This is a genomic window from Methylorubrum sp. POS3, assembly GCF_043352485.1.
Lineage (GTDB): Bacteria > Pseudomonadota > Alphaproteobacteria > Rhizobiales > Beijerinckiaceae > Methylobacterium > Methylobacterium suomiense.
Genome location: NZ_JAPRBT010000001.1, coordinates 1,311,396 through 1,336,723 on the forward strand (window position 1 = coordinate 1,311,396; position 25,328 = coordinate 1,336,723).

The window sequence follows — 25,328 nt, forward strand, 5'->3', positions numbered from 1 at the left end:
CGGGACGCAGAGACCTTCGAAAACACGGTTCCATCATGCCCATCTTGACCTTCCCCGACGGCAACACCCGCGCGTTCGACGCCGCGGTGACCGGCCGGACCGTGGTCGAGGGCATCGCCAAGTCGCTGGCCAAGCGCACCGTCGCCATGGCGCTCGACGGCGTCGTGCGGGATCTCGACGACTCGATCGCGCAGGATGCCGCGATCGAGTTCATCGCCCGCGACGATCCCCGCGCCCTGGAACTGATCCGCCATGATTGTGCGCACGTGCTGGCGGAGGCCGTCCAGGCGCTCTGGCCCGGGACGCAGGTGACGATCGGCCCGGTGATCGAGAACGGCTTCTACTACGACTTCGCCAAGGATGAGCCGTTCACGCCGGAGGACTTTCCGAAGATCGAAGCCAAGATGCGCGAGATCATCGCGCGCGACGCGCCCTTCACCAAGGAGATCTGGAAGCGGGACGACGTCAAGGCGCTCTTCGCCGACAGGGGCGAGGCCTACAAGGTCGAGCTGGTCGACGCGATCCCGCCGGGCGAGGATCTGAAGATCTACCGGCAGGGTGAGTGGTTCGACCTGTGCCGCGGCCCGCACATGACCTCGACGGGCAAGATCGGCACCGCCTTCAAACTGATGAAGGTCGCGGGCGCCTATTGGCGGGGCGACGCCAACAACCCGATGCTGACGCGCATCTACGGCACCGCCTGGGCCTCGCAAGGCGACCTGGACGCCTATCTGCACCGCCTGGAGGAGGCCGAGCGCCGCGACCACCGGCGTCTTGGCAAGGAGATGGATCTGTTCCACTTCCAGGAGGAAGGCCCCGGCGTCGTGTTCTGGCACGCCAAGGGCTGGACGGTGTTCCAGGAGCTGATCGCCTATATGCGCCGCCGCCTGAAGGGCGATTACGCCGAGGTGAACGCGCCGCAGATCCTCGATAAGTCGTTGTGGGAGACTTCGGGTCACTGGGGTTGGTACCGCGAGAACATGTTCGCGGCCCAATCCGCCGGCGACGAGGCCGAGGACAAGCGCTGGTTCGCGCTCAAGCCCATGAACTGCCCCGGCCACGTGCAGATCTTCAAGCATGGGCTGAAATCCTACCGCGACCTGCCGCTGCGCATGGCCGAGTTCGGCGTGGTTCACCGCTACGAGCCGTCGGGCGCCATGCACGGGCTGATGCGCGTGCGCGGCTTCACGCAGGACGACGCGCATATCTTCTGCACCGAGGATCAGCTCGCCGACGAGTGCCTGAAGATCAACGACCTGATCCTCTCGACCTACGCGGATTTCGGCTTCGACGAGATCCTGGTGAAGCTCTCGACGCGTCCGGAGAAGCGCGTCGGCTCGGATGCCCTGTGGGATCATGCCGAGGCGGTGATGACGCGGGTGCTGGCCCAGATCGAGGAGCAGTCGGGGGGCCGCATCAAGACCGCAGTCAATCCGGGCGAAGGGGCCTTCTACGGGCCGAAATTCGAGTACGTGCTGCGCGACGCCATCGGCCGCGACTGGCAATGCGGCACCACCCAGGTGGACTTCAACCTGCCGGAGCGCTTCGGCGCGACCTATATCGATGCCGACAGCCAGAAGAAGCCGCCGGTGATGGTCCACCGCGCGATCTGCGGCTCGATGGAGCGCTTCACCGGCATCCTGATCGAGCATTTCGCCGGGCATTTTCCGCTCTGGATCGCGCCCGTGCAGATCGTGGTGGCGACGATCACCAGCGAAGCCGACGGCTATGCCCGCGAGGTCGTGCGAGTTCTCGAACGCGCAGGGCTGCGTGTGGACGCCGACCTGCGCAACGAGAAGATCAACTACAAGGTCCGCGAGCACTCGCTGGCCAAGGTGCCGGTGCTGCTGGCGCTGGGCAAGCGCGAGGCGGAGGAGCGCACCGTCTCGGTGCGCCGCCTCGGCAGCCAGAAGACCACCACGCTGACGCTCGACGCGGCGCTCGCGGTCTTCGTGGACGAGGCGACCTCCCCGGATCGCCGCCGGGCCGAGGCCGTGGTCGAGAGCCGCCCGAGCACGGATACGGTGCTCGACGGGCATCATGTGGAGCAGCCGGCACCGTAGGCTTCGGCTCTACCCCTATCTCCACCCATCCCCCTCATCCTGGAGTGGCGACGCGCAGCATCGCCCTCGAAGGAGGGCTCCAGAGATCGCCGAGACATCTGAAGCCCTCCTTCGAGGCCCGCCTATGGCGGGCACCTCAGGATGAGGGGGTCGGGTGGGAGGAGCCGGTGGTTTCGACCGTCTCGCAGACCAGCGGTGGTGGCGCCTCGACACTGCGCCAGCGGCCGTAGGCCCAGGGGCGGTGCCAGGCCGCGCCTTCCGGGATGCGCTCGGGCACGAGGTCGATGCCGTGTGTGCCGAATGGACCGCAGCGGCAGATCCGCGAAACCCCCATCCAGCCGCCGGCCCAGAGTCCGTGCCGCTGGATCGCCGTGTCGGTGTATTCCGAGCAGGACGGCCAGTGCCGGCACTGGCGGCCCACCAGCCCGGACAGGCTGAGCTGGTAGCCGCGAATCGCCCAGTGAGCGGCCTGTCGGATCACGCCGCCTCGGGGGCGCCGGGTCCCCGCTCCGCGGCGATCCGGTCGAGGGCGTCGACCACCGCGTCGAAGGTGAGCAGCGTGGACGCGTGGCGGGCACGGAAGTCGCGCACCGGCTCCAGCACGGCGAGATCGGCCCATTTGCCGTCGGGCGCCGGGCCGTTCTCCTTGAGCATCGCCCGCATCCGGGCCCGCACGGCCCGCAATTCCTCCGTGGTCGAACCGACCACGTGGCGGGCCATCAGCGAGGAGGAGGCTTGGCCGAGGGCGCAGGCCTTCACGTCGTGGGCGAAGTCGGTGACGGTGCCCGCCGCATCGGTGGCGAGATCCACCGTCACGGTCGAGCCGCAGAGCTTGGAATGCGCGGTCGCCGTGGCATCGGGCTTCGGCAGCCGCCCGAGCCGGGGGATGTCGGCGGCGAGTTCGAGGATGCGGCGGTTGTAGATGTCGTCGATCATGGCGGACCTTCTTGTCCACGGCGCCGATGCGGGGGAGGAGTCGAGGAAACGTTGAGCCGGATGCGCGTGCCGTGCATTGCGTGACGGCGCGAATGCGACGATATAGGCGCGACGAAGCCGTTTCGCGAGAATGGCACCGTCGACCCCGGTCACGCCCTGACCCCGGAATAGGATCGTTCGAGGGCGTCGGCACTTGAAGTGAGAAGCGCCGGGACGGATCGACGATGTACGCCAAGCCCGACAGCACGACCATGAAGGCCCGTGTCGCGAAGGCCGGAGATGCCATGGATGCCGCCCTCAAATCCCTCTCCTACGGCATGAGCGACGACGAGCGACGCACGAGCGCCGTCGGCCTCGATGGGATGCAGGGTGCCAACGACCCCGGTCGGCCCGAGGGATCGGCCAACATCGCCCCCCTCCCCGATTCGGCCCAGCGGGTGCCGAACGAGATCGCGCTCGGTCGTCCGAGCCGTCAGGAGGCGGAGGCTGCCGTGCGCACGCTGCTGCGCTGGGCCGGCGACGATCCGACCCGCGAGGGTCTGATCGACACGCCCAAGCGCGTGGTGAAGGCCTACGAGCAGCTCTTCGGCGGCTACCGGACGGACGCCGACGCGCTGCTGGAGCGGGTGTTCGAGGAAGTCGAGGGGTATTCGGACGTCGTGCTGGTGCGCGACATCCCGTTCTACTCCCATTGCGAGCACCACATGGTGCCGTTCATGGGGCTCGCCCACATCGCCTATTATCCGACCAAGGGCGTCGTCGGCCTCTCGAAGCTCGCCCGCGTGGTCGATGCCTTCGCCCGTCGCCTGCAGACGCAGGAGACCATGACGGCCCAGATCGCCGACACGATCGAGAGCATCCTCCAGCCGCGCGGCTGCGCCGTGATGATCGAGGCCGAGCATCTCTGCATGGCGATGCGCGGCGTCCAGAAGGCCGGCGTCTCGACGATCACCACGCAGTTCCGCGGCGTCTACAAGCAGGATCCGAGCGAGCAGGTTCGCTTCCTGACCCTTGTCCGCGGCCACAAGGCCTGAGCGGTCCGCCGACGATGACGGACCTGTTCGAGAAGCCCGGCACCCATGCCGAGGTCGAGGAGGGCACCCGGCTCACCCCGCGCTTCGGCGCGGATGGGCTGATCACCTGCATCACCGTCGATGCCCATGACGGGCAAATCCTGATGCTCGCCCACATGAATGCCGAATCGCTCGCCCGCAGCCTCGAGACCGGCGAGGCGTGGTACTGGTCGCGCTCCCGCCGCGAGCTCTGGCACAAGGGCGCGACCTCCGGCCAAATCCAGCGCATCGTGGAGATGCGGATCGATTGCGATCAGGATGCGCTGTTGATTCGGGTCGAGGTCGGTGGGGATGGCGGATGCTGCCATACCGGGCGCCGTTCCTGCTTCTATCGCGCCGTCGCGCGCGATCCCGAGACCGGCACCGCTTTCCTCGCGCATATCGACCCGCCTCGATGAGGCTGGAGGCGCCCGGTCCCATGCCGCGGATGATTCCGGCAGGGGCCGTGGAGCCGGTGGTCCCGCGCACCCGCGCCCCGCGGATCGGTCTCGCCCTCGGCGGAGGCTCGGCCCGGGGCTGGTCGCATATCGGCGTGATCGAGGCACTGGAAGAGGCCGGCATCTTTCCCGAGGTGGTGTCCGGCTGCTCGATCGGCGCCGTGGTCGGCGGGGCCTACGCCGCCGGGCGGATCGGTGCCCTCAAGGATTTCGCGCTCTCGCTCACCCGCCGCCGGGTGATGGGGATGATCGACCCGCGACTGACCGGCTCGGGGCTGATCGCCGGCGAACGCCTGCGGCGCAGGCTCGCTCGGGAACTGACCGGCTTTCATATCGAGCGGCTGCCTTTGGCCTTCGCGAGCGTGGCCACCGAACTCGGCACCGGGCACGAGGTCTGGCTGACGCGGGGGCCACTCGTCGAGGCCGTGCGCGCCTCCTACGCGATCCCCGGCATCTTTCCGCCGGTCGCCCTCGAGGGGCGTCTCCTGATGGATGGGACCCTGGTCAATCCCGTGCCGGTCCGGCTCGCGCGGGAGCTCGGCGCCGATCTGGTGATCTGCGTGAACCTCTCCTGCGAGACCCGCCCGCGCGCCCGCGTGATCCGACCCGGCCTCGATCCCGAGGAGCCCGTGGACGAGCGGGCCGAGCCCGACGAGGAAGAGATCGAGCGGACGCTGGAGGCCACCGTCCGGCGCAGGGGTCGCTGGGCCCTCCTGAGCGGGGCGAGCCGGCGCTTGATGGGCCGCCGCGCCCGGCCCAAGCCACCGGAGGACCCGGGACGCGCGGCACCCGGCGTCGCCCGCGTCATGCTGGACGCCTTCAACATCACGCAGGATCGGATCTCGCGTGCCCGGTTGGCGAGCGAGCCGCCGGACGTGTCGATCCGGCCGCGCCTCGGCGAGTTCGGCCAATTCGAATTCCACCGGGCCGAGTTCGGCATCGAACTCGGCCGTCAGGCCGGTCGGGCAGCCGTGCCGGAGATCCGCCGGATGATCGAGGGCGCGGCGGCCCGCTGCTGACGGCCTGCCGGTCGGCTAGATCCCGACGCGCCGATGAGTCTCCGCGCGTCAGGACGGATGCGGCGCGGTCACAGACCCGGATCGAGGCCGCCGGCCGATACAGGATCAGGCCATCGTGATGTAATCGCGCATCGCCTGATGTTCCGCCTCGACGGCGGCGATGCGGCGCTTGACGACGTCGCCGATCGAAACGACGCCGAGCAACTGCCCATCCTCCACCACCGGCAGGTGGCGGAAGCGCCCCTCCGTCATCGTCTCCATCACCTCCTCGATCGAGGTGCGACGGGTGCAGGTGACGACCTTCGCGGTCATGTAGCGGGAGATCGGCTGGTCGAAGGCGCTGGCGCCGTCACAGGCAAGCGCGCGCATGACATCGCGCTCCGACAGGATTCCGATCAGGCGGCCGCCGGAATCGCCGACGACGAGGGCGCCGATGCGCTTCTCGGCGAGCAGGTGAATGGCTTCGTCGATGGTGCGGTGAGGCGGCACCGTGATGACGGATGCGCCCTTCTCCGCGAGAATACGCCCAACGCTCATGAACTCCCCTCCTGTTGGATCGCGCCGACAGCCCCACGGCGCGAGAGCGATCAGGACGGGTTGGCCCCGCCTCGGATAAGGCGATTGTGTGGCACCTCGGCCGCACTGGCAAGCGCTTCTTGCAGGATAACCTGTCAGTTCAGCCTGTCATACGGAACGAAATTTCCACACACCCCGAGGGGAGACCGCGCGGGGGTGCACTCGGTTCCCCCGCGCGTCAGGGCAGGCAGACGCTCTACTGCGACTGGCGGCGTGTCACCGTGGTGCGGTTCGGCGCGGCTTCGCTCTTGTCTTGGTAGAGCGGAACGATGGCGCGCAGCCATCCTCGGGTTTCGTGGCCACCGTAGTTCCGCTCGACGACGTCGCGGGTGATGTAGGCCTGGAGGTTCACCGGCCCGAAATTGTAGCCGACGAGGCCGCCCACCGCGATCTGCCCCTGCGGCCGATAGCTTGCCACGCCGGTCGGCAGATCGGTCGAGGCGAAGGCGACGGGGCCGACCTGCCACTTGCCGAACTTCTTCGTCATGGTCAGGTCGAGGTTGATGTAGTCGGGATAAAGCGTCCCCGAGGGCGAGCGGGTGTCGAGGAAGACGCCGTAGAGCATGTTTGCGGTGATGTTTAAGTCGTTGCCCGTGTAGCTGATCGCGAAGCGATGGCTCAGCGAGGCGGACTGCGTCAGGAACTGCGTCTCGATCGGCAGGTAACCGCCGAACAGGTAGCTCACACCGATATCGTTGCCGAGGTTCCAGGCGAGCTGGGCGGCGAGGAGCGTCTGGCCGATGCCGCTGTTGTAGGGCGCCCCGCGCGCGCTGGAGGCGGCGACCGGCTGGGTGACGAAGAACTGGAGGCGGGCGTCGAGGATGTTCCACGGCGTCGCCCAGGCGAAGGTCGGCAGATTGACGTTGCTCTCCGAGTCGCGCGGAAGCGTATCCCGTACGCCGAAGCTCGAGGTATTCACGAAGTAGAGGCCGACGGGCAGCTGCGCACCGACCGGCAGGCCGATCGTCTGGCCCGGTTGAGCGGCGGATCCGGCAAGGGCGGGACCGGCTGCGACGGAGGATAGGAGGACGGCGAGGATGCGACGTGTCACCGGGGATAAAGCTCCGTCGGACGCGCAGCGACCGTCGCCGCGCCTACGAATCCTGACGGATAGCGGGCCGGTTTATTGCCAGCGAAGCGATCCGAGGGGCGCCTCCGGCGGAAGGTGTCGCCCAAAGGGCACGGTTTCACCCACGCTGCCCGGCTTCAGCGGCGCCCCCGCGGCTCCATCAGGGGCAGCAGGAAGAAGCCGGCGACGAAGCCCCCGAGATGGGCGTCCCAGGCGATCGGTCCCTCGCTGCCGCCCAGCGGCAGGGCCAGCAGGCCGAACAGCAGATTCGTCCCGAGCAGGACGCCGAGGAACAGCATCGCCGTGCGATTCTGCAACAATTCGGGGATGGTCTGCAGGGGCGGTCGCGGCGGCAAATGCCAGGGGGCGGCGGCCGCGAAGGGGGGCGGCGGCTGGAACACGAAGCGGGCTGCGGCCGCCATCAGCGCCGAGATGCCCGCCGAAGCCCCCACCAGGGGCATCGCACTCTCCGGATCGAGGACGAGGTGGAGACCGGCACCGGCCACGATCCCGGCGAGGGCCAGCAGCCCGTATCGCAGGGCTCCGTAGCGCCGGGCGACCGGCGCCCCGAAGGCGGCGAGCCAGACCGAGTTGAAGATCAGGTGCATCCACGAGCCGTGCAGCAGCGCGTAGCTGACGAAGGTCCAGGGCATCGCCGACGGGTCGGATACGAGGTAGCGGGCAAATTCCTGCCTCGCGGTCGAGATGGCGGGATCGCCCGCCGCCTCACCGGCAGCCCTGACGATGTCGGCCGCCCGCGACGGGTCGAGGGAAGCGGTCCAGCGGGCCGGGATGAAGGCGAGGTCGAGGAGAACCGACAGGTCGAAGCTGTCCGGCAGCACGCTGCGCACGACGTGAATGCCCGCAATCACCGCGATCGAGGCGGTGACGATCCCCGGCAGGTTGAAGACGGGTACGCGGCCCTGGCGCGGCAGGTCGGGAGAGGCATCCATGCCGCACCATGTCGGCGGACCGCGCCGACCTGCAAGCCCCGGGGCGGCCGATTCCGCGCGGTGCCGCGCCGCATCCGCCGAGGAAAGGCACGGGAGGGTCCTCGTCGGAGCCCTCCCGTGCGGCCGGCGATCCGTCAGGACCCCGCCCGAAGTGTTGGCGTCGACATCGCTCTCGACGCGTCGATCGTCTCAAGGAGGCCGGCGGACGGCAAGTGTGGGCCGCCGTCAACTTCCTGTTAAGGTTAAAAAAGGGTTGCCCGCGCGGCGGCGGGGTACCGAGCATAAAGTGTGCGGAGAAGGACGGGAGTGGCGGGTCGGACCATGAAATCCGACCCGCATCGAACCGTTATAGCTCCGTAACGGAGCGGACCGTACCGATGCGGAACATCATGAAGCATCCGACCAGCCGCCAGCTCCACGCCTACTGGAACCGCCTGCGGGGCCCTCGCTCCGCCCCGGAACGAGGGGAGATCGAGCCGGGCGAGATCCGAAACCTTTTGGCCGACAGCTTTATTCTCGAAATCGATCCGGCTCGCCGCTCCTGTACGGTGCGGTTGGCCGGCACCCGCCTCTGTGCCCTGTTCGGTCGCGAATTGCGCGGCGGCCACATCTCCGCGCTCTGGGACGAAAGGGTGCGGGGCACCGAAGCCGACCCGTGGCACCTCGTCGAGACGGTCAACGTCGACACGGTCGGGATGGTCGCCGGTCTCACCGGGCGCACCGCCCGCGGCGAGAGCCTCGACCTCGAACTGGTGCTCCTCCCCCTGCGCCATCGCGGCAAGACCGAAGCCCGCATGCTGGGAGCCCTGAGCCCCCACACCATCCCACCCTGGCTCGGGATCCGCCCGATCCTGCATGTCGAGACGATCTCGCAACGGGTGCTGGCGCCGGCCAAGACCGAGGCGGCTTCCCGCCCTTTCGTCGAAGGCTTGCCGGAGCCTGCCAATGATGTCCGCCCGGTCCGATTCGGACATCTTCTCGTCCACGAAGGTGGACGCAGCGGTGCTTGAAAGAGGCAAGCCACCACAACCAGCGAGAAATGTCCTCCCAGAGGCAAGTGTTTCGTAACCCGCCCGACGGTATTGATCCATGTGAGATGACTCATCTCATCGACCGTCGGACCACCATGATCGAGCCCTCCCATAACGGGACCGCCCTTCGCGTCGCCGAGCAGCGGCGCCATCAGCGGGTGCGTACCGAGCTGCTCGGCCGTTACATGCTCTCCGACCGGCGCGAATATCCCTGCCAGACCGTGGACATGTCGCCGGGGGGCGTCCGCGTGACCTGCGCCGTCCTCGGCGCCGTGGGGGAGCGCGTGGTGCTCTATCTGGAGCAGATCGGGCGGCTGGAAGGCGTGATCGTGCGCCATCCGCCCAACGGCTTCGCGATGCAGCTCAACGCCACCCCGCGCAAGCGCGACAAGATCGCCTCGCAGCTCATGTGGCTGGCCAATCGGGAGAATCTCGGACTGCCGGAGGGTCGCACCCACGAGCGCCTCGTGCCGACCAATCCCGGCGTGCAGTTGCGGCTGGATTCCGGGCGGACGGTCCCGGCCCGCGTCATCGACATCTCAATGTCGGGTGTCGCGCTCGCAACCACGACGACGCCGCCGATCGGCACCGCCGTGATGGTCGGCTCCACGCCCGGCCGGGTGGTGCGCTACTTCGAAGGCGGTATCGGCGCCCAGTTCATGCTGCCGATCTCCCCCGACCGCTTCCACGAGGGCATCACCCTCTGAGCTTCCGGCCACGGCCGTCGAGGGGAGCAGGCTGCCCATCGGCCGAGCCGTGGATTCCGCAAGATGGCGGATCGCGCGGCATGCCCGCCGGATCGGCGCATCCTGGCTTCACGCCGCCGTCGCGTCACACGGCAGCACCGATGCCCGGCGTAAAATCTCTCTCTGCGACCCGTCTCCGACCGGCGCGCGAAACGGCGCTTCGCGTGAGGGGAGCCTTTCCGGGATGTTGCGGGCGCCCGAGGGCCGATCTCGCCGTCACCGCAGCCATGGGCAGAGTTAGCAGCGGCTGAATCCGATCCTGCGGATTTGCGGGAGCGCCCTGAGTACCTTTTCGCCCTTCCAAGCGGAGCCGTTTCGGAGGCGGCGAATCGATAAAATTGCGCGCATCGGCTTCAGCGCGGCGGAGGGGGTGCGGCGACATCCTGGCTGTGTTCGAAGGACAGCCGCGATGCGCAACGCCGACATGGGATACTTCAAGGCCGGACTGAAAGCGGCTTTGTTCGCCGCCCTCGCCATCGGCGCCGGTCTTCTCGGTACCGCCCAGGCGCAGACGCTGGCGGCGCTCCCGACGTCCCTTCCCAATGCCAGCATCGGTCTCACCCCCGGCGCGGAAGCCCGGCCGATCGTGGCCTGGGCCGAGTTCTGCCAGAATTATGCGGCCGAATGCGCCTTCAATCGCGCCGAGCCCGCCCGCATCACCCTCACCCCGGCGGTCTGGGCCACCATCGTCTCCGTGAACCGGCGCGTGAACCGCCAGATCCGTCCGGTCACCGATCAGGAGCATTGGGGTCGCCCCGACCGCTGGGATCTCGCCGAAGACGGTTCGGGCGATTGCGAGGATTTCCAGCTGCTGAAGCGTCGCCTCCTCGCCGAGGCGGGCCTGCCGCGGCGCGCCATGCGGATGACGGTCGTGATCGACGAGAAGGGCGAGGGCCACGCCGTGCTCACCCTCATCACCGACCGCGGCGACTACGTGCTCGACAACAAGACCAGCGCGATCACCGCCTGGCACGAGACCGGCTACGTCTTCATCAAGCGCGAGGGCCAGGACAGCCTCGCTTGGGTCTCCCTGGGCGGCGCGAGTTCGCCGGTCACCACCGCCAACCGGTGAGGTTCCGCCCGGCGACGTGCCGGTCAGGCGGGGCGACCCTCATCCACCGTCATCTCCGTGCCGGTGAGCCGGCAGGCTCGAGGCGCACTGTCGACCCGGCGAACACCGATATCGGACAGAACCCGGCGTCGTTCCGAGCGAAGATCGCCGTCCGCAGCGACAGGCCGCCGATGCCCGAGGGCGAGAGGCAAGCAAGAGGATCGTATCGCGCGGGATCCAGGCGGCTCCGGTGTGGCGCGATTGCCAGCCCGAGCGAAGATGTCCTGTTCCGGCACGGGAAAGCGGGCGGCCTGTGTCACCCTTTCTTCACTTTCGTATTGAGCCGGGCGCGGGCTCGTGCAAGCTTTACCGTGAAACGAGGGCGGCAGGACGTTCGGCCATGCGGTACGCGGTGCTTCGGGGCGTCGGCGACGGATCGGCGTTCTCCCGCGGGGTGGTGGGCCAGCGCCTGCGCCGGGCGGCCCAGCTGTCGTTCGTCGGGGCGATCCTGCTCCTCGGTGGAGCGACCACCCAAGCCCAGACGGTGGCGTCCCTGCCCGAGACCGGCACCGCCGCCGAGCAGGGCGCACCCGCCCGTCCCGTCGCCGCCTGGAACGATTTCTGCGCCCGCTATCCGGCCGAATGCGCGGTCGACACCTCGGAACCAGCCGTCATCGCCCTGACGCCCGCCCTGTGGCAGACGTTGGCCAGCGTGAACCGGCGGGTCAATGCCCGCATCAAGCCGATCACCGACGCGGCCCATTGGGGCGTCGTCGATCGCTGGGACTTCCCCGACGACGGTTTCGGCGATTGCGAGGATATCCAGCTCCTCAAGCGGCGCCTGCTGATCGAGCGGCGGCTGCCGCGGCGAGCCCTGCGCATGACGGTGGTGATCGATGAGATCGGCGAGGGCCACGCGGTGCTGATGGTGCGCACCGACCGGGGCGATCTGATCCTCGACAACAAGACCAATGCGGTGCTGCCCTGGCAGCGCACCGGCTACAGCTTCGTCAAGCGCGAGGGCCAGGACGGCAAGGCGTGGGTGACCCTCAACAACGGCGCCTCGCCGGTCACCACGGCCAACCGCTGACGACGGGCGCGGCGTCGAGCCCGCCGCGTCGGGAGTATCGGCGGGCGGCCAAAGCGGCTATCGATCAAGCTTCCAGGGCTCCCGCGGCCCGGCTTTCGGCAGCCACGCCCGCATGACCGCGCTTCCCGAGGACGCTCTTCTGGCGGCTCTGCCGCTGCCCTCCCTGGTGGTCGGGACCGGGGATGCCGAGCCGAGGATCCTCGCCGTCAATCCGGCCCTGCTCGCATTGACGGGCTTCTCGGACACCGATCTGGTGGGCCAACCGCTCGCATGCCTCGAATGCCGGCACGCGGATCATTCCGGCTGGACGATCCTGCGCGACGCTCTGAACGGGAATCCGGCGCCCGGTGAACCGCTCAAGGCGGAATTGCTGTTTGCCCGGCGGGACGGCGCGTCGTTCTGGGGCGAACTGCATCTCGTTGCACGGGCGGGCGAACGACGGCTCCTCGGCCAGATCGTCGACATCAGCCGTTGCCGGGAGGCGGAAGGGGCACTCGCCCTGTCGCGGCAGCGGGAAGCGTTGGGGCTGCTCACCAACAGCGTCGCCCACGAGTTCAACAACTTCCTTCAGATCCTGATCGGCTATATCGACGGGCTCAAGCGCCGTCTGGGCGACCGTCAGGAGCCCTTCATCCAGCGCGCGGTCACCCGCTCGACCGAAGCCTCCGAGCGCGCCGCCGTGCTGACGCGGCAATTGCTCGCCCATTCCCGCCGCATCGCGCCGGACCTGCGCCCGGTCAACCTCGGCGAGACCGTGCGGGCGGCCCTCGACCGGCTGCGCCCCGGCCTCCCGCCGCGCATCAGCCTCGATCTGTCGATCCCAGACGGGCTCCCGCCGGCCCTCTGCAATCCGAGTCAGGTCGAATTGGCGCTCGGCCATATCCTCGCCAATGCCTGTGAGGCGATGGCGGGCGAGGGCAAGGTTTCCGTGCGCCTCTCGGCGATCGAACCCGGCGACCGGACATTGCAGCGGCCCGATGCGGGCGCGGTGGTGCTGACGGTCTCGGATACCGGCCACGGTCTGTCGCCGGAGATGCAGGCACGGGCCCTCGCCCCCTTCGCCACCACCCGGGAGGCCGGGCGCGGGGCCGGGCTCGCCATCGTCCATGGCCTGATGAAGCGGCAGAACGGCACCATCTCCATCGACAGCCGCGCCGGTGAGGGCGCTACCGTGCGCCTCGTCTTCCCGGCAGCGGGATGAAATGGACAGGATGACCCTGGAAGCGGACTAAAAACCCGCCTCACGCGTCACCATCTTCGAGAGGGCGAGTTCCCGCCCGCTCTCATGATGGTGACCCGAGGTTTACCCGATGGCTTCCTCCCCCGCGCGTACCAAGCGCGTCGTGACCCTCCTCGCGCTCGCGGCCTCGCTCGCCGTGGCGGCGCCCGTTGTCGAGGCGCGGCCGGGCGGCGGCGGATCGAGCTTCGGCTCCCGCGGCTCCAAGACCTATGCTCCCCCGGCGGGCACGGCGACCTCGCCGGGCACGATGGGCGCGCCGATGCAGCGTTCGCAGACGAGCCCGAGCCCGGGCATGACCAATCCCGGCATGGCCGCTCCCAACCGGCCGCGCTTCGGCGGCGGCTTCATGGCGGGCCTGCTCGGCGCGGGCCTGTTTGGCGCGCTTCTCGGCGCAGGTTTCTCCGGGGGCTTGGGCGGTATCGCCTCGTTCCTCGGCCTGATCCTGCAGATCGGTCTGCTCGCGCTCGTCGTCATGTTCGTCGTGCGGTTCTTCCGCCGCCGCCAGCAGGGCCCGCAGACGGCCATGGCCGGCAATTCCAACGCCCATGCCCGCTCCAGCCTCGAGCCGAACAACCCGGCGCAGGGCGGCGGCATGCCGGGTGGAATGCAGGGCGGCATGAACCCGATGGGCGGCTCCTATGCCGGCGGTGCCCGTCCGCAGCCGATCCAGGTGCAGCCGAACGACTTCCAGGCGTTCGAGCGCAACCTGTACGAGATCCAGGACGCCTACGGGCGTGAGGATGTCGCCACCCTGCGCCGCCTCGCGACGCCGGAGATGGTCGGGTACTTCGAGGAGGAGTTGCGTGCCAACGCCGCCCGCGGCGTAGTCAACCGCATCTCCGACGTGAAGCTGCTTCAGGGCGACCTGTCCGAGGCGTGGCGCGAGGGTCGTGTCGAGTACGCGACCGTCGCCATGCGGTTCTCGCTGCGCGACGAGGTGTTCGAGCGTGCCACGAACCGCCACGTCGAGAACGGCGCCCAGGAAGCCAAGGAGTTCTGGACGTTCCTGCGTGAGCCGAACGCTCCCTGGATCCTTTCGGCGATCCAGCAGGGCCGCTGAGCTGTCCGATGAAACAAGAGGGGCGTCCGGTGGGAACCGGACGCCCCTTTTTCATGCCTTGGTTCCCGCCCGATCCCTCATCCTGAAGCGCGTCAGGCGGGCATTTCAGGACGAGGAGCCGTGTCGCGAGAGAGCCGCGTTCAGTCCGTGAGCGAGCGGGCTTCTTCCGGCAGCATGATCGGGATGCCGTCGCGGATCGGGTAGGCGAGCTTGGCCGAACGGCTGATCAGTTCCTCACGCGCCGCGTCGTATTCGAGCGGCTCCTTCGTCAGCGGGCAGACCAAGAGTTCGAGCAGGCGGGGATCGACCCGGGTCGCCTCGACGGGGGGGACAGCGCTATCGGCCATGGTCTCTTCCGGGTTATCGGGAACACTCCGCGTCGCCCCATAGCCGGAACCGGCCGGGGCGCCCACGCGAAATCGCTATTGCAGCGTCGGTTCGGGTCCGCCGCTCGCCCGCACCAGCTCCATCTCGGTGACGGCGACGAGCACCTCGGCGCGGGTCTTGAGATCGGCGGCTTCCAGCATCGCCTGCTTCTCGCGGACGCCGAACGGGCTCATCATGCAGAGAGCGTTGACGAGGGCTTCGTTGGGCGCCTCCTCGATTCCCGACCAATCGACCTGAAGATCGTTGGCTTCGACGAACCGGCGCAGGGCCCGCAGGACTCCGTCGCGGTCGACCGCTTCCTCGCCGGCTCGCGGCTCGAAATCGGCGGCGAAGGCGTCGTAGGAGACGTGGCAGCGGCGATAGGCGGTGGTGACGGCGAGCTCGCTCTCGATCCGGAAGCGGCTGACGCCGGTCAGGGAGATCAGGTAGCGCCCGTCGCCGGTCTCGGCGAACTGACTGATCCGGCCGGCACAGCCGACACGGTAGAGCTTCGGCGCCATCGGCGGTCCGCCCCCCTCCGCGTCGGGCTGGATCATGCCGATGATCCGGTCCGTGCGGAGCGCATCATCGATCATCGCGAGGTAGCGCGGCTCGAAGATGTTGAGCGGCATCTGTCCCCGCGGCAGCAGCAGCGCGCCCGGAAGCGGAAAAACCGGAATGACGGCGGGGCAATCCGCGGGCGACTTGATGCTCGTCTGCGTGGTCATGCGCGTCTCCCCCGCGAGCCGATGGGGCGTCCCGCGATCACGAGAACAGGATCGTCGAGAGTTGGCGCCGACCGCGGATCGCGGCCGGATCCATCAGACCCCAGGCCTCGAAGAACTGGAGCATCTGCTTGCGCGCCGCATCCTCGTTCCAAGAGCGATCGGCCCGGGCGATGGCGACGAGTTGGTCCACCGCCTCGTCGCGCTTGCCCGCAGCGTTGAGCCCCAACGCGAGGTCGAAGCGAGCCTGATGATCGTTCGGATCGGCCTCGATCCGCTTCTGCAGGCCGGCAAGGTCGCCGAGACTTTCCGCTTGGTCGGCCAGTTCGAGAGCGGCGCGCACGCCGGCCAGGGCCGGGTCCTCGGCCTTGTCCGCCGGCACCATCGCGAGGACCTGACGGGCATTCTCGGTCTCGCCGAGTTCGAGCTGAGTCTTGGCGAGGCCGGCAAGCGCCGTGAGGTTGGCGGGCTCCTCGCGCAGAACTGCGGCGTAGAGTTCGGCGGCGGAGGCCAAGTCACCGGCCGAGGCCACCGCCGCGGCCTCTTCGAGGACTTGATCGATCTCGGAAGGTCCAGCGAGCCGATCGACGAAGGCGCGCACCTCGGATTCCGGCACCGCTCCCATGAAGGCATCGACCGGCCGCCCGCGATCGATCGCGATCACGGCGGGAATCGATTGCAGGCCCAATTGCTGGCCGATCTGCTGCCACACGCCCGGATGCTCGTCGATGTTCAGCTTGGCGAGCTTCACCCGCCCCCCCGCCGCATTCACCACCTTCTCGAGGACCGGCGTCAGTTGCTTGCACGGGCCGCACCAGGGCGCCCAGAAATCGACGATGACCGGCTGGTTCATCGATTCGGCAATGACATCCTGCCGGAACCCCGCGGTGGTGGTGTCCTTGATCAGGCCGGCGGCGGGAGGTGCACCGGCGGCGGGGTTGGCTTCGAGCATGGAGCCCTCAAAGTCGGAACATGTTTCGCGTGCGTTGGATCGCTCGCGTTACATGGGGCCGGCGCCCCGGCCTGACCAGCGGTTTTCCGGCAGGCGGGGATGGCCGTCAGATCAGGGCTTGGTCCCTTCGGTCGCGCCCTTGGTCCCGTCGCCGCCGGCCTTCGAATCCGTCTTGGCATCGGTCACGAACACGCCCGCATAGGTCTTGCCCTGGGACGTCGCCTCACAGGCGATCTGCGTCTTGCCGGGCTGCGGGCTCGAGAAGCGGCAGGCGCCGACGGCCGGAGCGGGGCTGCGCACGATGCCGTCGCTGTTCTTCAATCCGGACACCACGAGGCTGACCGGCTGCAACTGCTCGGTCTCCTCGGTGGCCTCATGCTGAGCGCCGGATCCGCTGAAGCTCAGCGTCTGACCGTCCCAGGCCGCGAAGTCGAAGGTGGTGCGGCCGCGCGTGACGGTGTTGACGACCTGCTCCTTGCAGTTCTGCGTGATGTCCTTGTCGGCGATCACCAAGCGCTCGCACTGGCCGGTCATCTTGATCTCGGCCCCCTGCTGCGCGATCGCCGGCCCGGTCGCGAACGCGCCGAGCAGCACGAGGGTGGGGACGGCACGGATCGTCATGGTGTCGGTTCCTCCGGTCCGGCCGTGCATGGCACGGCTTCTTGTCGAATCTGTCGGCGCTATGTGTTCTCGGAGCGCACCGCTTCAAGCGCCGAAGCGCCGGGCGCGATCGTTTCCCGCAGTGAAGTCGAGTTCGGGGCCGAGCGGCACGATCCCGGTCGGATTGATGGTCGGGTGGCTGCCGTAATAGTGGCGCTTGATGTGATCGAGGTTCACCGTCGCGGCGATGCCGGGCAAGGCGTAGAGGTCGCGCAGGTAATTCGAGAGGTTCGGGTAATCGGCGATACGCTGCCGGTTGCACTTGAAGTGACCGACATAGACGGCATCGAACCGCACCAGCGTCGTGAACAGGCGAAGATCGGCCTCGGTGAGCCGCGCGCCGCAGAGGTAGCGCTGCCGGTCCAGCCGCTCCTCCAGGGCGTCGAGTTCCTCGAACAAGGCGAGAAACGCCTCTTCGTAGGCCTCCTGCTTCGTGGCGAAGCCCGCTTTGTAGACGCCGTTGTTGACCCGGTCGTAGACGCGGGCATTGACCGCATCGATCGCGCTGCAGAGGTCGTCCGGGTAGAGGTCCGGCCCGCTGCCGCCGAAGGCATCGTTGAGCATCCGGATGATCTCGGCGGATTCGTTGGAGACGATCGTGTTTCGCTCGCGGTCCCACAGAACCGGCACGGTCACGCGGCCGCTATAGTCGGGCTTGGCCCGCTGGTAGAGTTCATAGAGGCGCTCGACGCCGAACAGGTCGTCCGCGGTCGCTCCCGGCACGCCGCCCGCGGCTTCGGGCTGAAACACCCAGCCCTCCTCGCGCATGTACGGGGAGACGACCGAGACGCTGATCGCCGCCTCCAAACCCTTGAGGGCCCGCACGATCAGCGTGCGATGGGCCCAGGGACAGGCGAGGGAGACGGTCAGGTGATAGCGCCCGGCCTCGCCCTTGAAACCGCCCTCCCCCGACGGGCCGGGACGGCCATCCGCCGTGACCCAGTTGCGGAAGGCGGACGCCGAACGCTCGAAGCGTCCGCCGGTCTTGGCCGTGTCGTACCACTGATCCCGCCACACGCCGTCGACCAGCAGTCCCATCGCGTCACTTCCTTCCGCCGTTCACGCCGTCATCCGTGCGGGAACATGGGAGGGGCGTGTGCGGATGGAAGGCCGCGGGGTGGCCGCAGCGGTGCGAGACCCCAAATGCCCGAGGCAAGACGATCCGGAGTCCCGCAATGTCCGCCCGCCTGTTCGAACCCCTGCGCCTCGACGACCTCGAACTGGAAAACCGCATCATCATCGCGCCGATGTGCCAGTACTCGGCTCGCGGCGGGGCGGCGACCGATTGGCACATGACGCATCTCGGCCAACTCGCCCAATCGGGCGCCGGCCTCCTGACGCTGGAAGCCACGGCCATCTCGCCGGAGGCCCGCATCTCGCCGGCCGATCTCGGCCTCTACGACGCGGCGACGGAGCGGGCCCTCGCCCGGGTCCTCGACGCGATCCGCGAATACGCGCCGATTCCCATCGCCATCCAGATCAACCATGCCGGCCGGAAGGCGTCGAGCCGCGTGCCCTGGGAAGGCGGCGCGCAGATCGCCCCCGACGCCCCCGACGGCTGGCGCACCGAGGCCCCCTCGGCCCTCGCCCATGCGGCGGACGAGGTTCCTCCCCACGCCCTCGATGCGGAGGGATTGAAGCGGGTGCGCGACGGATTCGTCGCCACGGCGAAGCGGGCGCTGCGCCTCGGCATCGAGGGGTTCGAGATCCACGGCGCCCACGGCTACCTGCTGCACCAGTTCCTCTCGCCGCTCTCGAACCGGCGCGAGGACGCCTATGGCGGCAGCCTGGAGAACCGGATGCGCTTCCCTCTCGAGGTGTTCGAGGCGGTGCGCGCGGCGGTGCCTGCCGGCAAGCCGGTCTGGATGCGGGTTTCGGCCACCGACTGGGTCGAGGAGGGCTGGGATCTCGACCAGACGGTGGAGCTCGCCCGTGCCCTGAAGGCGCGGGGCGCGGCGGCGATCCACGTCTCGACCGGCGGCCTCTCCACGGCCCAGAAGATCCCGCTCGGGCCGGGCTATCAGGTGCCCTTCGCCGAGCGGATCAAGGCGGAGACGGGCCTGACCACCATCGCCGTCGGCCTCATCACGGAGGCGGCTCAGGCCGAAGCGATCCTGACGGAGGGGAAGGCCGATGCGGTCTCGCTCGCCCGCGCCATGCTCTACGATCCCCGCTGGCCCTGGCACGCGGCGGCCGAACTCGGGGCGCAGGTGCGCGCACCCAAGCAGTATTGGCGCTCGCAGCCACGGGAGTACAAGGATCTGTTCAAGGACACGGCGCACGGCCAACGGTGACGGTGGTCGCCGATCCGCGGCGGTGACGGGGCGGGATGCTTTCGGGGCGGGTCGATCATCGACAAATGGATGGTCGGTGCCGATTCAGGACAATCGGTCTCGCCTCTCCACCTTGCTCGTGATTTGCCTCGTGACGCGGTGCTGTGGTCTTCTCCCCGCATACACCGCCGCCCGAGGGATGAGCGGTGACCCGAGCGTCCGGGGTCGTCCGTGACACGCGATGTGCCCCGTTCGCGAAGCAACGGAGGCACGCGCTTGAACACCATCCCGAAGCTCGCCCTGCTCCTGCCGCTGCTGGCCGCCCCGCCGGCCCTGGCACAGGGGACGGAGGCGCAGCGAGCGGCTTGCGGACCGGACGCGTTCCGGCTCTGCGCGTCCTCAATCCCCGATCCCGGCCGCATCGCCGCCTGTCTGCGGCGGGAGCGCGAGCGCCTGAGCGGGGCGTGCCGGGCGATGCTCGACGAGGGAGATCGCACCGCCCGGACCGCCGCGGCGCCGGCGCCCCGCGAAACCGCCAAATCCTCCGAGGCCGCGCCACCGGCTCGGACCGATCGCGGGCGTCGCGTCGCCGCGGCCGAAACGCGCCTCCCCCGCCAAGCGGGCGCGGCCGCGACCCCGCGCGAGCGGCCGGCGAGGGCCGAACGCCTTGCCGAACGCCGAGCCTCGGCTCGGGTCGCCGGTCTCGACCGGACGGTACGGGCCACACCCCGCGCCACCGCGCGCGGTGAGAGCCTCGGCAGCAACGGCAATTTCTCAGGCCTGGAGGCGCAGGCCCAAGGCTGGCACCGCACCCTTGCGGGCTATGCCGACTCGATCGAGCGTCAGTTCGCTCGGCTCGGCAGCGCGGAGGCGGGGCGCCTGGATCTCGGCCGCTTCCCAGGGCTGTGACGGCCTCGCACACGACATGAGAAAGGCCCCGCCCGGACAGTCCGGGCGGGGCCTTTCACTTTAGAGAAACAGAGGCTTACTGCTCGAGCAGGCGACGGGCGATGACCTGGGCCTGGATCTCGGCCGCGCCCTCGAAGATCGAGAGGATGCGGGCGTCGCACAGCACGCGGCTGATCTGGTACTCCAGCGCGAAGCCGTTGCCGCCGTGGATCTGCAGGGCGTTGTCCGCCGCCGCCCAGGCGACGCGGGCGCCCAGGAGCTTCGCCATGCCGGCCTCGAGATCGCAGCGCTTGCCCTCGTCCTTCTCGCGGGCCGAGAAGTAAGTGAGCTGGCGGGCGATGTTGATCTCCACCGCCATCATGGCGATCTTGTCGGCGACCCGCGGGAACTCGACCAGCGCCTTGCCGAACTGGACGCGTTCCTCGGCGTAGCGCAGGCCGATATCGAGGGCCGACTGGGCGACGCCGATGGCGCGGGCGGCGGTCTGGATGCGGGCCGACTCGAAGGTCTGCATCAGCTGGGCAAAACCCTTGCCCTCGACTTCACCGAGTAGATTGCCGCCGGGCACCTCGAAATTCTCGAAGGAGAGTTCGTACTCCTTCATGCCGCGGTAGCCGAGCACCTCGATCTCGCCGCCGGTGAGACCCTGGACCGGGAAGGGCTCCTCGTCGGTGCCGCGCGGCTTCTCGGCGATGAGCATGGAGAGGCCGCGATGGCCCTTCTCCTCCGGCTTGGTGCGGACCAGCACCGTCATGATGTCGGCGCGCACGGGGTGCGTGATCCAGGTCTTGTTGCCCGAGATCTTCCACACGTCGCCGTCCTTCACCGCCTTGGTGCGGAGGGAGGCGAGGTCGGAGCCGGTATTCGGCTCGGTGAAGACGGCGGTGGGCAGGATGTCGCCGGAGGCGATGCCCGGCAGGAAGCGCTGCTTCTGCTCCTCGGTGCCGCCGCACAGGATCAGCTCGGCGGCGATCTCCGAACGGGTGCCGAGCGAGCCGACGCCGATATAGGCGCGCGACAGCTCCTCCGAGACCACGCACATGGCGGCCTTCGGCATGCCCATGCCGCCGTATTCCTCCGGGATGGTGAGGCCGAAGACGCCGAGTTCGGCCATCTTCGCCACGATCTCCATCGGGATGTAGTCGTTCTTCAGGTGCCATTCGTGGGCCTGATCCACGACCTCGGCCTTGCCGAAGCGGCGCATCTCGGAGCGGATCGCCTCCATGTCCTCGTCGAGGCCGGAGGCACCGATCGTCGCGGCGCCCGAACGGGTCGCCTCGCGGATCTTGGCGACGAGGGCCGCGCGGTTCTCCGCGGTGTTGCCCTCGGCCGTGATCGTCTCGATGGCGGCGTTGCGGAAGCCGGCGAGTTCCGAGGCGGTGAATCCGAGCGAGCTCGTCGGGCGCACCATCTCGCCCTGGCTCATCGGGATACCGAAGAACATCTGGTCGAGATACTCGCCCATGCCGATCTTCACGAGCAGGGCCTCGGTCTCGCCGAACTGGCCCTCGCCCTGGAGGCGGGCGGCGTAGTCGGCGAGCTCGCGCACCGCTTCACCGTAGGTCGTCAACCAGGCGAGGCCGTGCGCGGCGTGCTGCTCGCGCTCCAGCTTGCCCGCGTCGAGCTTGCCCTCAGGCCCGGCCACGCGCGCCTTCACGCGCTGCGTCGCCTCGGCGACGAGGGCCTTGGCGCCTTCGGCGGCCTGCTGAGCGAGGGATACGAAATCCTGCGGGTCGTTGGCGGGCTGAATGGCGGGAGAAGCGGCCATGTCTCATTCCCTGTGCAATGATCGGGTTAGGTTCATTATAGGCAGGATTGCCCGCGCAGTAGTCGATTTTCTTTGCCGCAGCCTATACCTTTGGATGAAACCGGACTGAATTCATCATCCAGTTCATCGGCTTCGGCTCGCTACGGCGACACCTGCGGCAGCGACCGCCATGCCGGCGATCTGGACCAGGGTCAGGGTCTCACCGAACATCAGATAGGCGATGGCCGCCGAGACCGGCGGCACGAGGAAGAACAGCGACGCGACGCCCGCCACCGCGCCGCGCCGGATCAGCGCCATCAGCAGCAGGATGCCGGCGACCGAGTTGACGAGCACGGACCAAGCCATGCCGAGGCCGAGGGGCAGGCTCAGCTCGGGCCAGGCCTCTCCGGCGGCGAGCGCCAGCGGCACGGCAAACGCGGCCCCGCCGATGAACTGGATCGCCGCATTGGTGACGAGGTCGGCCTTGGCCGCCTTGCGCTTCTGCCACAGGGTGCCCGCCGTCATGGCGAGCATCGCGGCGAGGCAGACAGCGAGCGCCACCGGCGGGATGCCGGCGGGGTCGAGGGCGCCGAGCTTCGGCGCCAGCACCAGACCGGCTCCGAGGAAGCCCAGCCCGATCCCCGCCCAGCGCCTTGGGCCGACCCGCTCGCCGAGCAACGGCTCGGAGGCGGCGGCGGTCAGGAGCGGCTGCAGGCTGCCGACGAGCGCCGCGATGCCTGAGGGCAACCCGTGCTTGACCGACCAGAACACCCCGGCGACGTAGATGCCCTGCATCAGTACCCCCGCCACCAGCCCGTCGCGCCATCCGCGCCCGTCCCTCGGCCATCGGGCCCGCAGCGCCAGCGCGATGCCGGTCAGCACGAGGGCGACGAGGGAAAGGCGCGCCGCCACGAACACCAGCGGCTCCGAGAGCGGCGCGACGTAGCGCGCGGCGACGAAGCCCGAGGCCCAGATCAGGACGAAGGCGGCCGGGATCAACCCGGTGAGAAACGGGGGCATGGCGAAGGCCACGCATCATAGGCGGCCGGGGAAGGCAACCATCCGGCCGTCCGGGCTGCCATACCGGCGCGACGCCCGGTTCGGCACACCTCTCACGATCCCACGAGCCGTTCTTTTCCGGGCCGGGCAGCGGAGCCCGGTTGCCATTCCTCGCTGCGGCACCGGGAAGGCGTCGCGCCCGTTCGACGGTCTTCAGGAGGCCGTGCAAGGCCCCCGGAATGGCCGTCGCGAGGCGTGCACAACGCATCGTGAGGACGAGCCCCGGCTGTTTCGGTTCCCATCCCGCCACCCCGGCGCCCGCTGCGATTGACGCGGCCCGCCCGAATGCCCGTATGAGAGGCCTCGTCGTCCACCGCAGAATCCGCCCCTCCCTTGAGCCGTCCCAGAAAGTTCCTCGACGTGGCGAGCCTCGCCGCGCAGCGCTTCGTCGCCCATGACGGCTGGGCGATCGCGAGCCACATCGCGCTGTCGATGCTGACGTCGCTGTTTCCGTTCCTGATCCTGCTCGCGGCCCTCGCCGGCCTGTTCGGCACCAAGTCGCTCGCCGACGAGGCCGGGACACTGATCTTCGACGCCGTGCCGCGCGAGGTCGCCAAGCCCATCGTCGGCGAGGTGCATCGCATCCTCACCGAGCAGCGCGGCGGCGTGCTGACGCTGGGTGCGGTGCTGGCGCTCTACTTCTCATCCTCCGGGGTCGAATCCCTTCGGGTCGGGCTCAATCGCGCCTACGGGTTGCGCGAGATGCGGCCCTGGTGGCTGACGCGCCTCGAATCGATCGGCTACGTCGTGTGCGGCGCCTTCGCGATGCTGGCCTTCGCCCTGCTGGTGGTGCTGGGGCCGCTGCTCTGGCGGCAGGTCGTGTTCGTGGCGCCGGGCCTGGAACCGCTCGGGCTCACGGTGGCGATCGGGCGGATCGGGGTGACGGCGTTCCTGATCGCGCTGGTTCTGGTGATCGCCCACAAATTCGTCGCCGCCGGGCGCCGCCCTCTGCTGGCGGTGCTGCCCGGCATCGGCGTGACGCTGGTGCTGTGGTTCCTCGCCGGCCTCGGCTTCGGCTTCTACCTCGATCGCTTCTCGAACGCCTACGCCTCGACCTACGGGGGGTTGGCCACCGCGATGGTGTTCCTCGTGTTCCTCTACTGGCTCGCCGCGATGTTCCTGTTCGGCGGCGAGGTGAACGGCACGGTCATCGCGGCGCGGCGCCAACGGCTTCAGGCGCGGATGCGGGCGCGTCAGGCGGAAGCGGCGTCGCGTCCGTGAATTTCCGCGCGCGGGCGAGTTCCGCCAGGCGTTCGATCGGGAAGCCCCGGGGTGGCAGATCGATCGTGAAGCGTTCGGCGATCTCGCCGAGAACGAAATCCGGGCGCACCGCGTCGAGATAGTGCCAGTCGATGCTGGTCGACCACAGGAAATGGACCTCGCGGAAGCGGTCGGCCATCAACGCGGTCAGCGTCGCCACGGGACTGTAGCTGGTATGCTGGCAGAATGAATCGCCGAAGATGACCAAGCGGCGCGGGTCCGCCTTCGGATCGTCGTTGCGGAACACCGCATGCGCCCCGAGATGGGCCTCGATGCCGCGCCCCTGCGCCTCCAGCTCCGTGAGCAGGTCGTTGGCCAGGATGCGTCGAGCGCCCGTCGCGAAGGTGGTGACGGGGGCCTGCTCGAACCGGATCGGCGCGCATTTGCGTCCGAGATCGCCGGAGAACGGAACGGTCCCACCCGTGCGTCGGGCTTCGAGATCGTCGCGCGGGGTCACGCCCATGCGGGACAGGATCGCCCGATAGGCGATCTCGCTGCCCCGGACCGTCCAGTGCGAGTCGGTGCGCAGATAGAGGGGCGGCCCGTTCCGCGCCGCGCGGAAGGCCTCGTCAAGGTCGACGAAGGCGCGGGCGCCCGGGGATGCCGTCAGCCAGCGGGCTAGCCGCCGCACCGGTGCAGAGGCGGGATCGAAGGCCAAGCCCGTCGCATGATCGCCGTAGACCGTCAGCTTCTCGGGGGCGACGACGTGAATATAGGTGGCACCGAGCCGGGCGCAGGCCCTCACCCGGTGCGCTAGAAGTCGACGCCAGCGCCAGAGCAGGCGGCGGGAGAGGCCCGGCCGCCGATATTGATCGATCACGCGGTTCGTGCCGCCGGTCAGGAACAGCCAACCGTCGCTGCCCTCGTGCACGTCGGGGGAACGATCGGCGGACGGGTCGGGGACGGGCGTCATCGGCATCGTCCGGGAGCAGGCAGCCCGCTTGTCATGGACCCCGCTTTAACGGGTGCCGGGGCCGGCGGACAATCCGCGTCCCCCCCACCGGTCCTCTCCGGTCCCGACGCAGCGCGCGCC

26 protein-coding genes are annotated in these 25,328 nt (G+C 69.0%); 13 read left to right on the top strand and 13 right to left on the bottom strand.

What is annotated here, in order from left to right; genetic code table 11:
• The first annotated feature begins 35 nt into the window (after nucleotides 1-35).
• Nucleotides 36-2,063 carry a threonine--tRNA ligase gene (thrS, locus tag OWC43_RS06145; protein WP_393956062.1) on the top strand — a complete coding sequence of 676 codons (2,028 nt, stop codon included), beginning with the start codon at nucleotides 36-38 and terminating at the stop codon, nucleotides 2,061-2,063.
• A 136-nt stretch (nucleotides 2,064-2,199) separates the two neighbouring features.
• On the opposite strand, the gene yidD is transcribed toward thrS, so the two are convergent.
• Together yidD and OWC43_RS06155 are read right to left on the bottom strand one after the other, a co-directional pair.
• On the bottom strand, nucleotides 2,200-2,544 hold the full coding sequence (gene yidD, locus OWC43_RS06150) for a membrane protein insertion efficiency factor YidD (protein WP_393956063.1): 345 nt from the start codon (nucleotides 2,542-2,544) through the stop codon (nucleotides 2,200-2,202).
• Nucleotides 2,541-2,999 (bottom strand): iron-sulfur cluster assembly scaffold protein, encoded by a 459-nt coding sequence (locus OWC43_RS06155; RefSeq protein WP_137831549.1) that lies wholly within the window; start codon nucleotides 2,997-2,999, stop codon nucleotides 2,541-2,543. Before OWC43_RS06155 ends, yidD begins: the two co-directional genes overlap by 4 nt.
• A 224-nt stretch (nucleotides 3,000-3,223) precedes the next feature.
• Here OWC43_RS06155 and folE point away from each other — a divergent pair, with 224 nt between their 5' ends.
• The 3 genes from folE to OWC43_RS06170 are packed head-to-tail and all read left to right on the top strand — an operon-like array spanning nucleotide 3,224 to nucleotide 5,528.
• Complete coding sequence (gene folE, locus OWC43_RS06160; RefSeq protein ID WP_137831550.1) at nucleotides 3,224-4,033, top strand: GTP cyclohydrolase I FolE; 810 nt, start codon at nucleotides 3,224-3,226, stop codon at nucleotides 4,031-4,033.
• A gap of 14 nt (nucleotides 4,034-4,047) precedes the next feature.
• Nucleotides 4,048-4,470 (top strand): phosphoribosyl-AMP cyclohydrolase, encoded by a 423-nt coding sequence (gene hisI, locus OWC43_RS06165; RefSeq protein WP_393956064.1) that lies wholly within the window; start codon nucleotides 4,048-4,050, stop codon nucleotides 4,468-4,470.
• 20 nt (nucleotides 4,471-4,490) lie between these two features.
• Entirely contained in the window at nucleotides 4,491-5,528 is a 1,038-nt protein-coding gene (locus OWC43_RS06170; RefSeq protein ID WP_393956065.1) for a patatin-like phospholipase family protein, read from the top strand.
• Between the two features lie 105 nt (nucleotides 5,529-5,633).
• On the opposite strand, the gene OWC43_RS06175 is transcribed toward OWC43_RS06170, so the two are convergent.
• The 3 genes from OWC43_RS06175 to OWC43_RS06185 all read right to left on the bottom strand — a co-directional run bounded on the left by OWC43_RS06175 (nucleotide 5,634) and on the right by OWC43_RS06185 (nucleotide 8,126).
• Nucleotides 5,634-6,065 carry a CBS domain-containing protein gene (locus OWC43_RS06175; protein ID WP_137831553.1) on the bottom strand — a complete coding sequence of 144 codons (432 nt, stop codon included), beginning with the start codon at nucleotides 6,063-6,065 and terminating at the stop codon, nucleotides 5,634-5,636.
• Nucleotides 6,066-6,300: 235 nt separating this feature from the next.
• The gene (locus tag OWC43_RS06180) at nucleotides 6,301-7,155 is read right to left on the bottom strand and encodes a transporter (RefSeq protein WP_393956066.1); all 855 of its coding nucleotides are present in this window, start codon (nucleotides 7,153-7,155) and stop codon (nucleotides 6,301-6,303) included.
• 155 nt (nucleotides 7,156-7,310) lie between these two features.
• Nucleotides 7,311-8,126, bottom strand: a complete 816-nt coding sequence (locus OWC43_RS06185; protein ID WP_393956067.1) for a rhomboid family intramembrane serine protease — start codon at nucleotides 8,124-8,126, stop codon at nucleotides 7,311-7,313.
• Between the two features lie 389 nt (nucleotides 8,127-8,515).
• On the opposite strand from OWC43_RS06185, the gene OWC43_RS06190 reads away from it, so the two are divergent.
• The 6 genes from OWC43_RS06190 to OWC43_RS06215 all read left to right on the top strand — a co-directional run bounded on the left by OWC43_RS06190 (nucleotide 8,516) and on the right by OWC43_RS06215 (nucleotide 14,344).
• Complete coding sequence (locus tag OWC43_RS06190; RefSeq protein ID WP_137831556.1) at nucleotides 8,516-9,136, top strand: PAS domain-containing protein; 621 nt, start codon at nucleotides 8,516-8,518, stop codon at nucleotides 9,134-9,136.
• Between the two features lie 116 nt (nucleotides 9,137-9,252).
• Entirely contained in the window at nucleotides 9,253-9,864 is a 612-nt protein-coding gene (locus OWC43_RS06195; protein WP_137831566.1) for a PilZ domain-containing protein, read from the top strand.
• A gap of 448 nt (nucleotides 9,865-10,312) precedes the next feature.
• A complete protein-coding gene (locus tag OWC43_RS06200; RefSeq protein WP_393956068.1) occupies nucleotides 10,313-10,975 on the top strand; it encodes a transglutaminase-like cysteine peptidase in 663 nt (220 codons plus the stop codon).
• A 379-nt stretch (nucleotides 10,976-11,354) separates the two neighbouring features.
• Nucleotides 11,355-12,044: a transglutaminase-like cysteine peptidase gene (locus tag OWC43_RS06205; protein ID WP_137831558.1), complete on the top strand. Its 690-nt coding sequence runs from the start codon at nucleotides 11,355-11,357 to the stop codon at nucleotides 12,042-12,044.
• A gap of 112 nt (nucleotides 12,045-12,156) precedes the next feature.
• On the top strand, nucleotides 12,157-13,245 hold the full coding sequence (locus OWC43_RS06210) for a nitrogen regulation protein NR(II) (RefSeq protein ID WP_393956069.1): 1,089 nt from the start codon (nucleotides 12,157-12,159) through the stop codon (nucleotides 13,243-13,245).
• Between the two features lie 109 nt (nucleotides 13,246-13,354).
• The gene (locus OWC43_RS06215) at nucleotides 13,355-14,344 is read left to right on the top strand and encodes a TIM44-like domain-containing protein (protein WP_137831560.1); all 990 of its coding nucleotides are present in this window, start codon (nucleotides 13,355-13,357) and stop codon (nucleotides 14,342-14,344) included.
• Between the two features lie 140 nt (nucleotides 14,345-14,484).
• On the opposite strand, the gene OWC43_RS06220 is transcribed toward OWC43_RS06215, so the two are convergent.
• From OWC43_RS06220 to OWC43_RS06240, 5 genes are all read right to left on the bottom strand, one after another.
• On the bottom strand, nucleotides 14,485-14,691 hold the full coding sequence (locus tag OWC43_RS06220; protein WP_091943211.1) for a Trm112 family protein: 207 nt from the start codon (nucleotides 14,689-14,691) through the stop codon (nucleotides 14,485-14,487).
• A 75-nt stretch (nucleotides 14,692-14,766) separates the two neighbouring features.
• A complete protein-coding gene (locus OWC43_RS06225; RefSeq protein ID WP_393956070.1) occupies nucleotides 14,767-15,438 on the bottom strand; it encodes an LON peptidase substrate-binding domain-containing protein in 672 nt (223 codons plus the stop codon).
• A 37-nt stretch (nucleotides 15,439-15,475) separates the two neighbouring features.
• Nucleotides 15,476-16,387 carry a co-chaperone YbbN gene (locus OWC43_RS06230; RefSeq protein WP_137831562.1) on the bottom strand — a complete coding sequence of 304 codons (912 nt, stop codon included), beginning with the start codon at nucleotides 16,385-16,387 and terminating at the stop codon, nucleotides 15,476-15,478.
• Nucleotides 16,388-16,498: 111 nt separating this feature from the next.
• Entirely contained in the window at nucleotides 16,499-17,008 is a 510-nt protein-coding gene (locus OWC43_RS06235; RefSeq protein ID WP_393956071.1) for a hypothetical protein, read from the bottom strand.
• A gap of 84 nt (nucleotides 17,009-17,092) precedes the next feature.
• Entirely contained in the window at nucleotides 17,093-18,085 is a 993-nt protein-coding gene (locus OWC43_RS06240) for a glutathione S-transferase family protein (protein ID WP_393956072.1), read from the bottom strand.
• A gap of 137 nt (nucleotides 18,086-18,222) precedes the next feature.
• Between OWC43_RS06240 and OWC43_RS06245 the strand changes: the two genes are divergently transcribed.
• Together OWC43_RS06245 and OWC43_RS06250 are read left to right on the top strand one after the other, a co-directional pair.
• Nucleotides 18,223-19,341, top strand: a complete 1,119-nt coding sequence (locus tag OWC43_RS06245; protein ID WP_393956073.1) for an NADH:flavin oxidoreductase/NADH oxidase — start codon at nucleotides 18,223-18,225, stop codon at nucleotides 19,339-19,341.
• 255 nt (nucleotides 19,342-19,596) lie between these two features.
• A complete protein-coding gene (locus tag OWC43_RS06250; protein WP_393956074.1) occupies nucleotides 19,597-20,229 on the top strand; it encodes a hypothetical protein in 633 nt (210 codons plus the stop codon).
• A 76-nt stretch (nucleotides 20,230-20,305) separates the two neighbouring features.
• On the opposite strand, the gene OWC43_RS06255 is transcribed toward OWC43_RS06250, so the two are convergent.
• Nucleotides 20,306-21,997: an acyl-CoA dehydrogenase family protein gene (locus tag OWC43_RS06255; RefSeq protein WP_393956075.1), complete on the bottom strand. Its 1,692-nt coding sequence runs from the start codon at nucleotides 21,995-21,997 to the stop codon at nucleotides 20,306-20,308.
• Between the two features lie 123 nt (nucleotides 21,998-22,120).
• The gene (locus OWC43_RS06260) at nucleotides 22,121-22,996 is read right to left on the bottom strand and encodes a DMT family transporter (RefSeq protein WP_393956076.1); all 876 of its coding nucleotides are present in this window, start codon (nucleotides 22,994-22,996) and stop codon (nucleotides 22,121-22,123) included.
• Nucleotides 22,997-23,368: 372 nt separating this feature from the next.
• Here OWC43_RS06260 and OWC43_RS06265 point away from each other — a divergent pair, with 372 nt between their 5' ends.
• Nucleotides 23,369-24,256 (top strand): YihY/virulence factor BrkB family protein, encoded by an 888-nt coding sequence (locus OWC43_RS06265; RefSeq protein WP_393956077.1) that lies wholly within the window; start codon nucleotides 23,369-23,371, stop codon nucleotides 24,254-24,256.
• Here the strand turns inward: OWC43_RS06265 and OWC43_RS06270 are convergent.
• Complete coding sequence (locus OWC43_RS06270; protein ID WP_393956078.1) at nucleotides 24,183-25,208, bottom strand: hypothetical protein; 1,026 nt, start codon at nucleotides 25,206-25,208, stop codon at nucleotides 24,183-24,185. The two genes, OWC43_RS06265 and OWC43_RS06270, sit on opposite strands and share 74 nt — an antisense overlap.
• Nucleotides 25,209-25,328 lie beyond the last annotated feature (120 nt).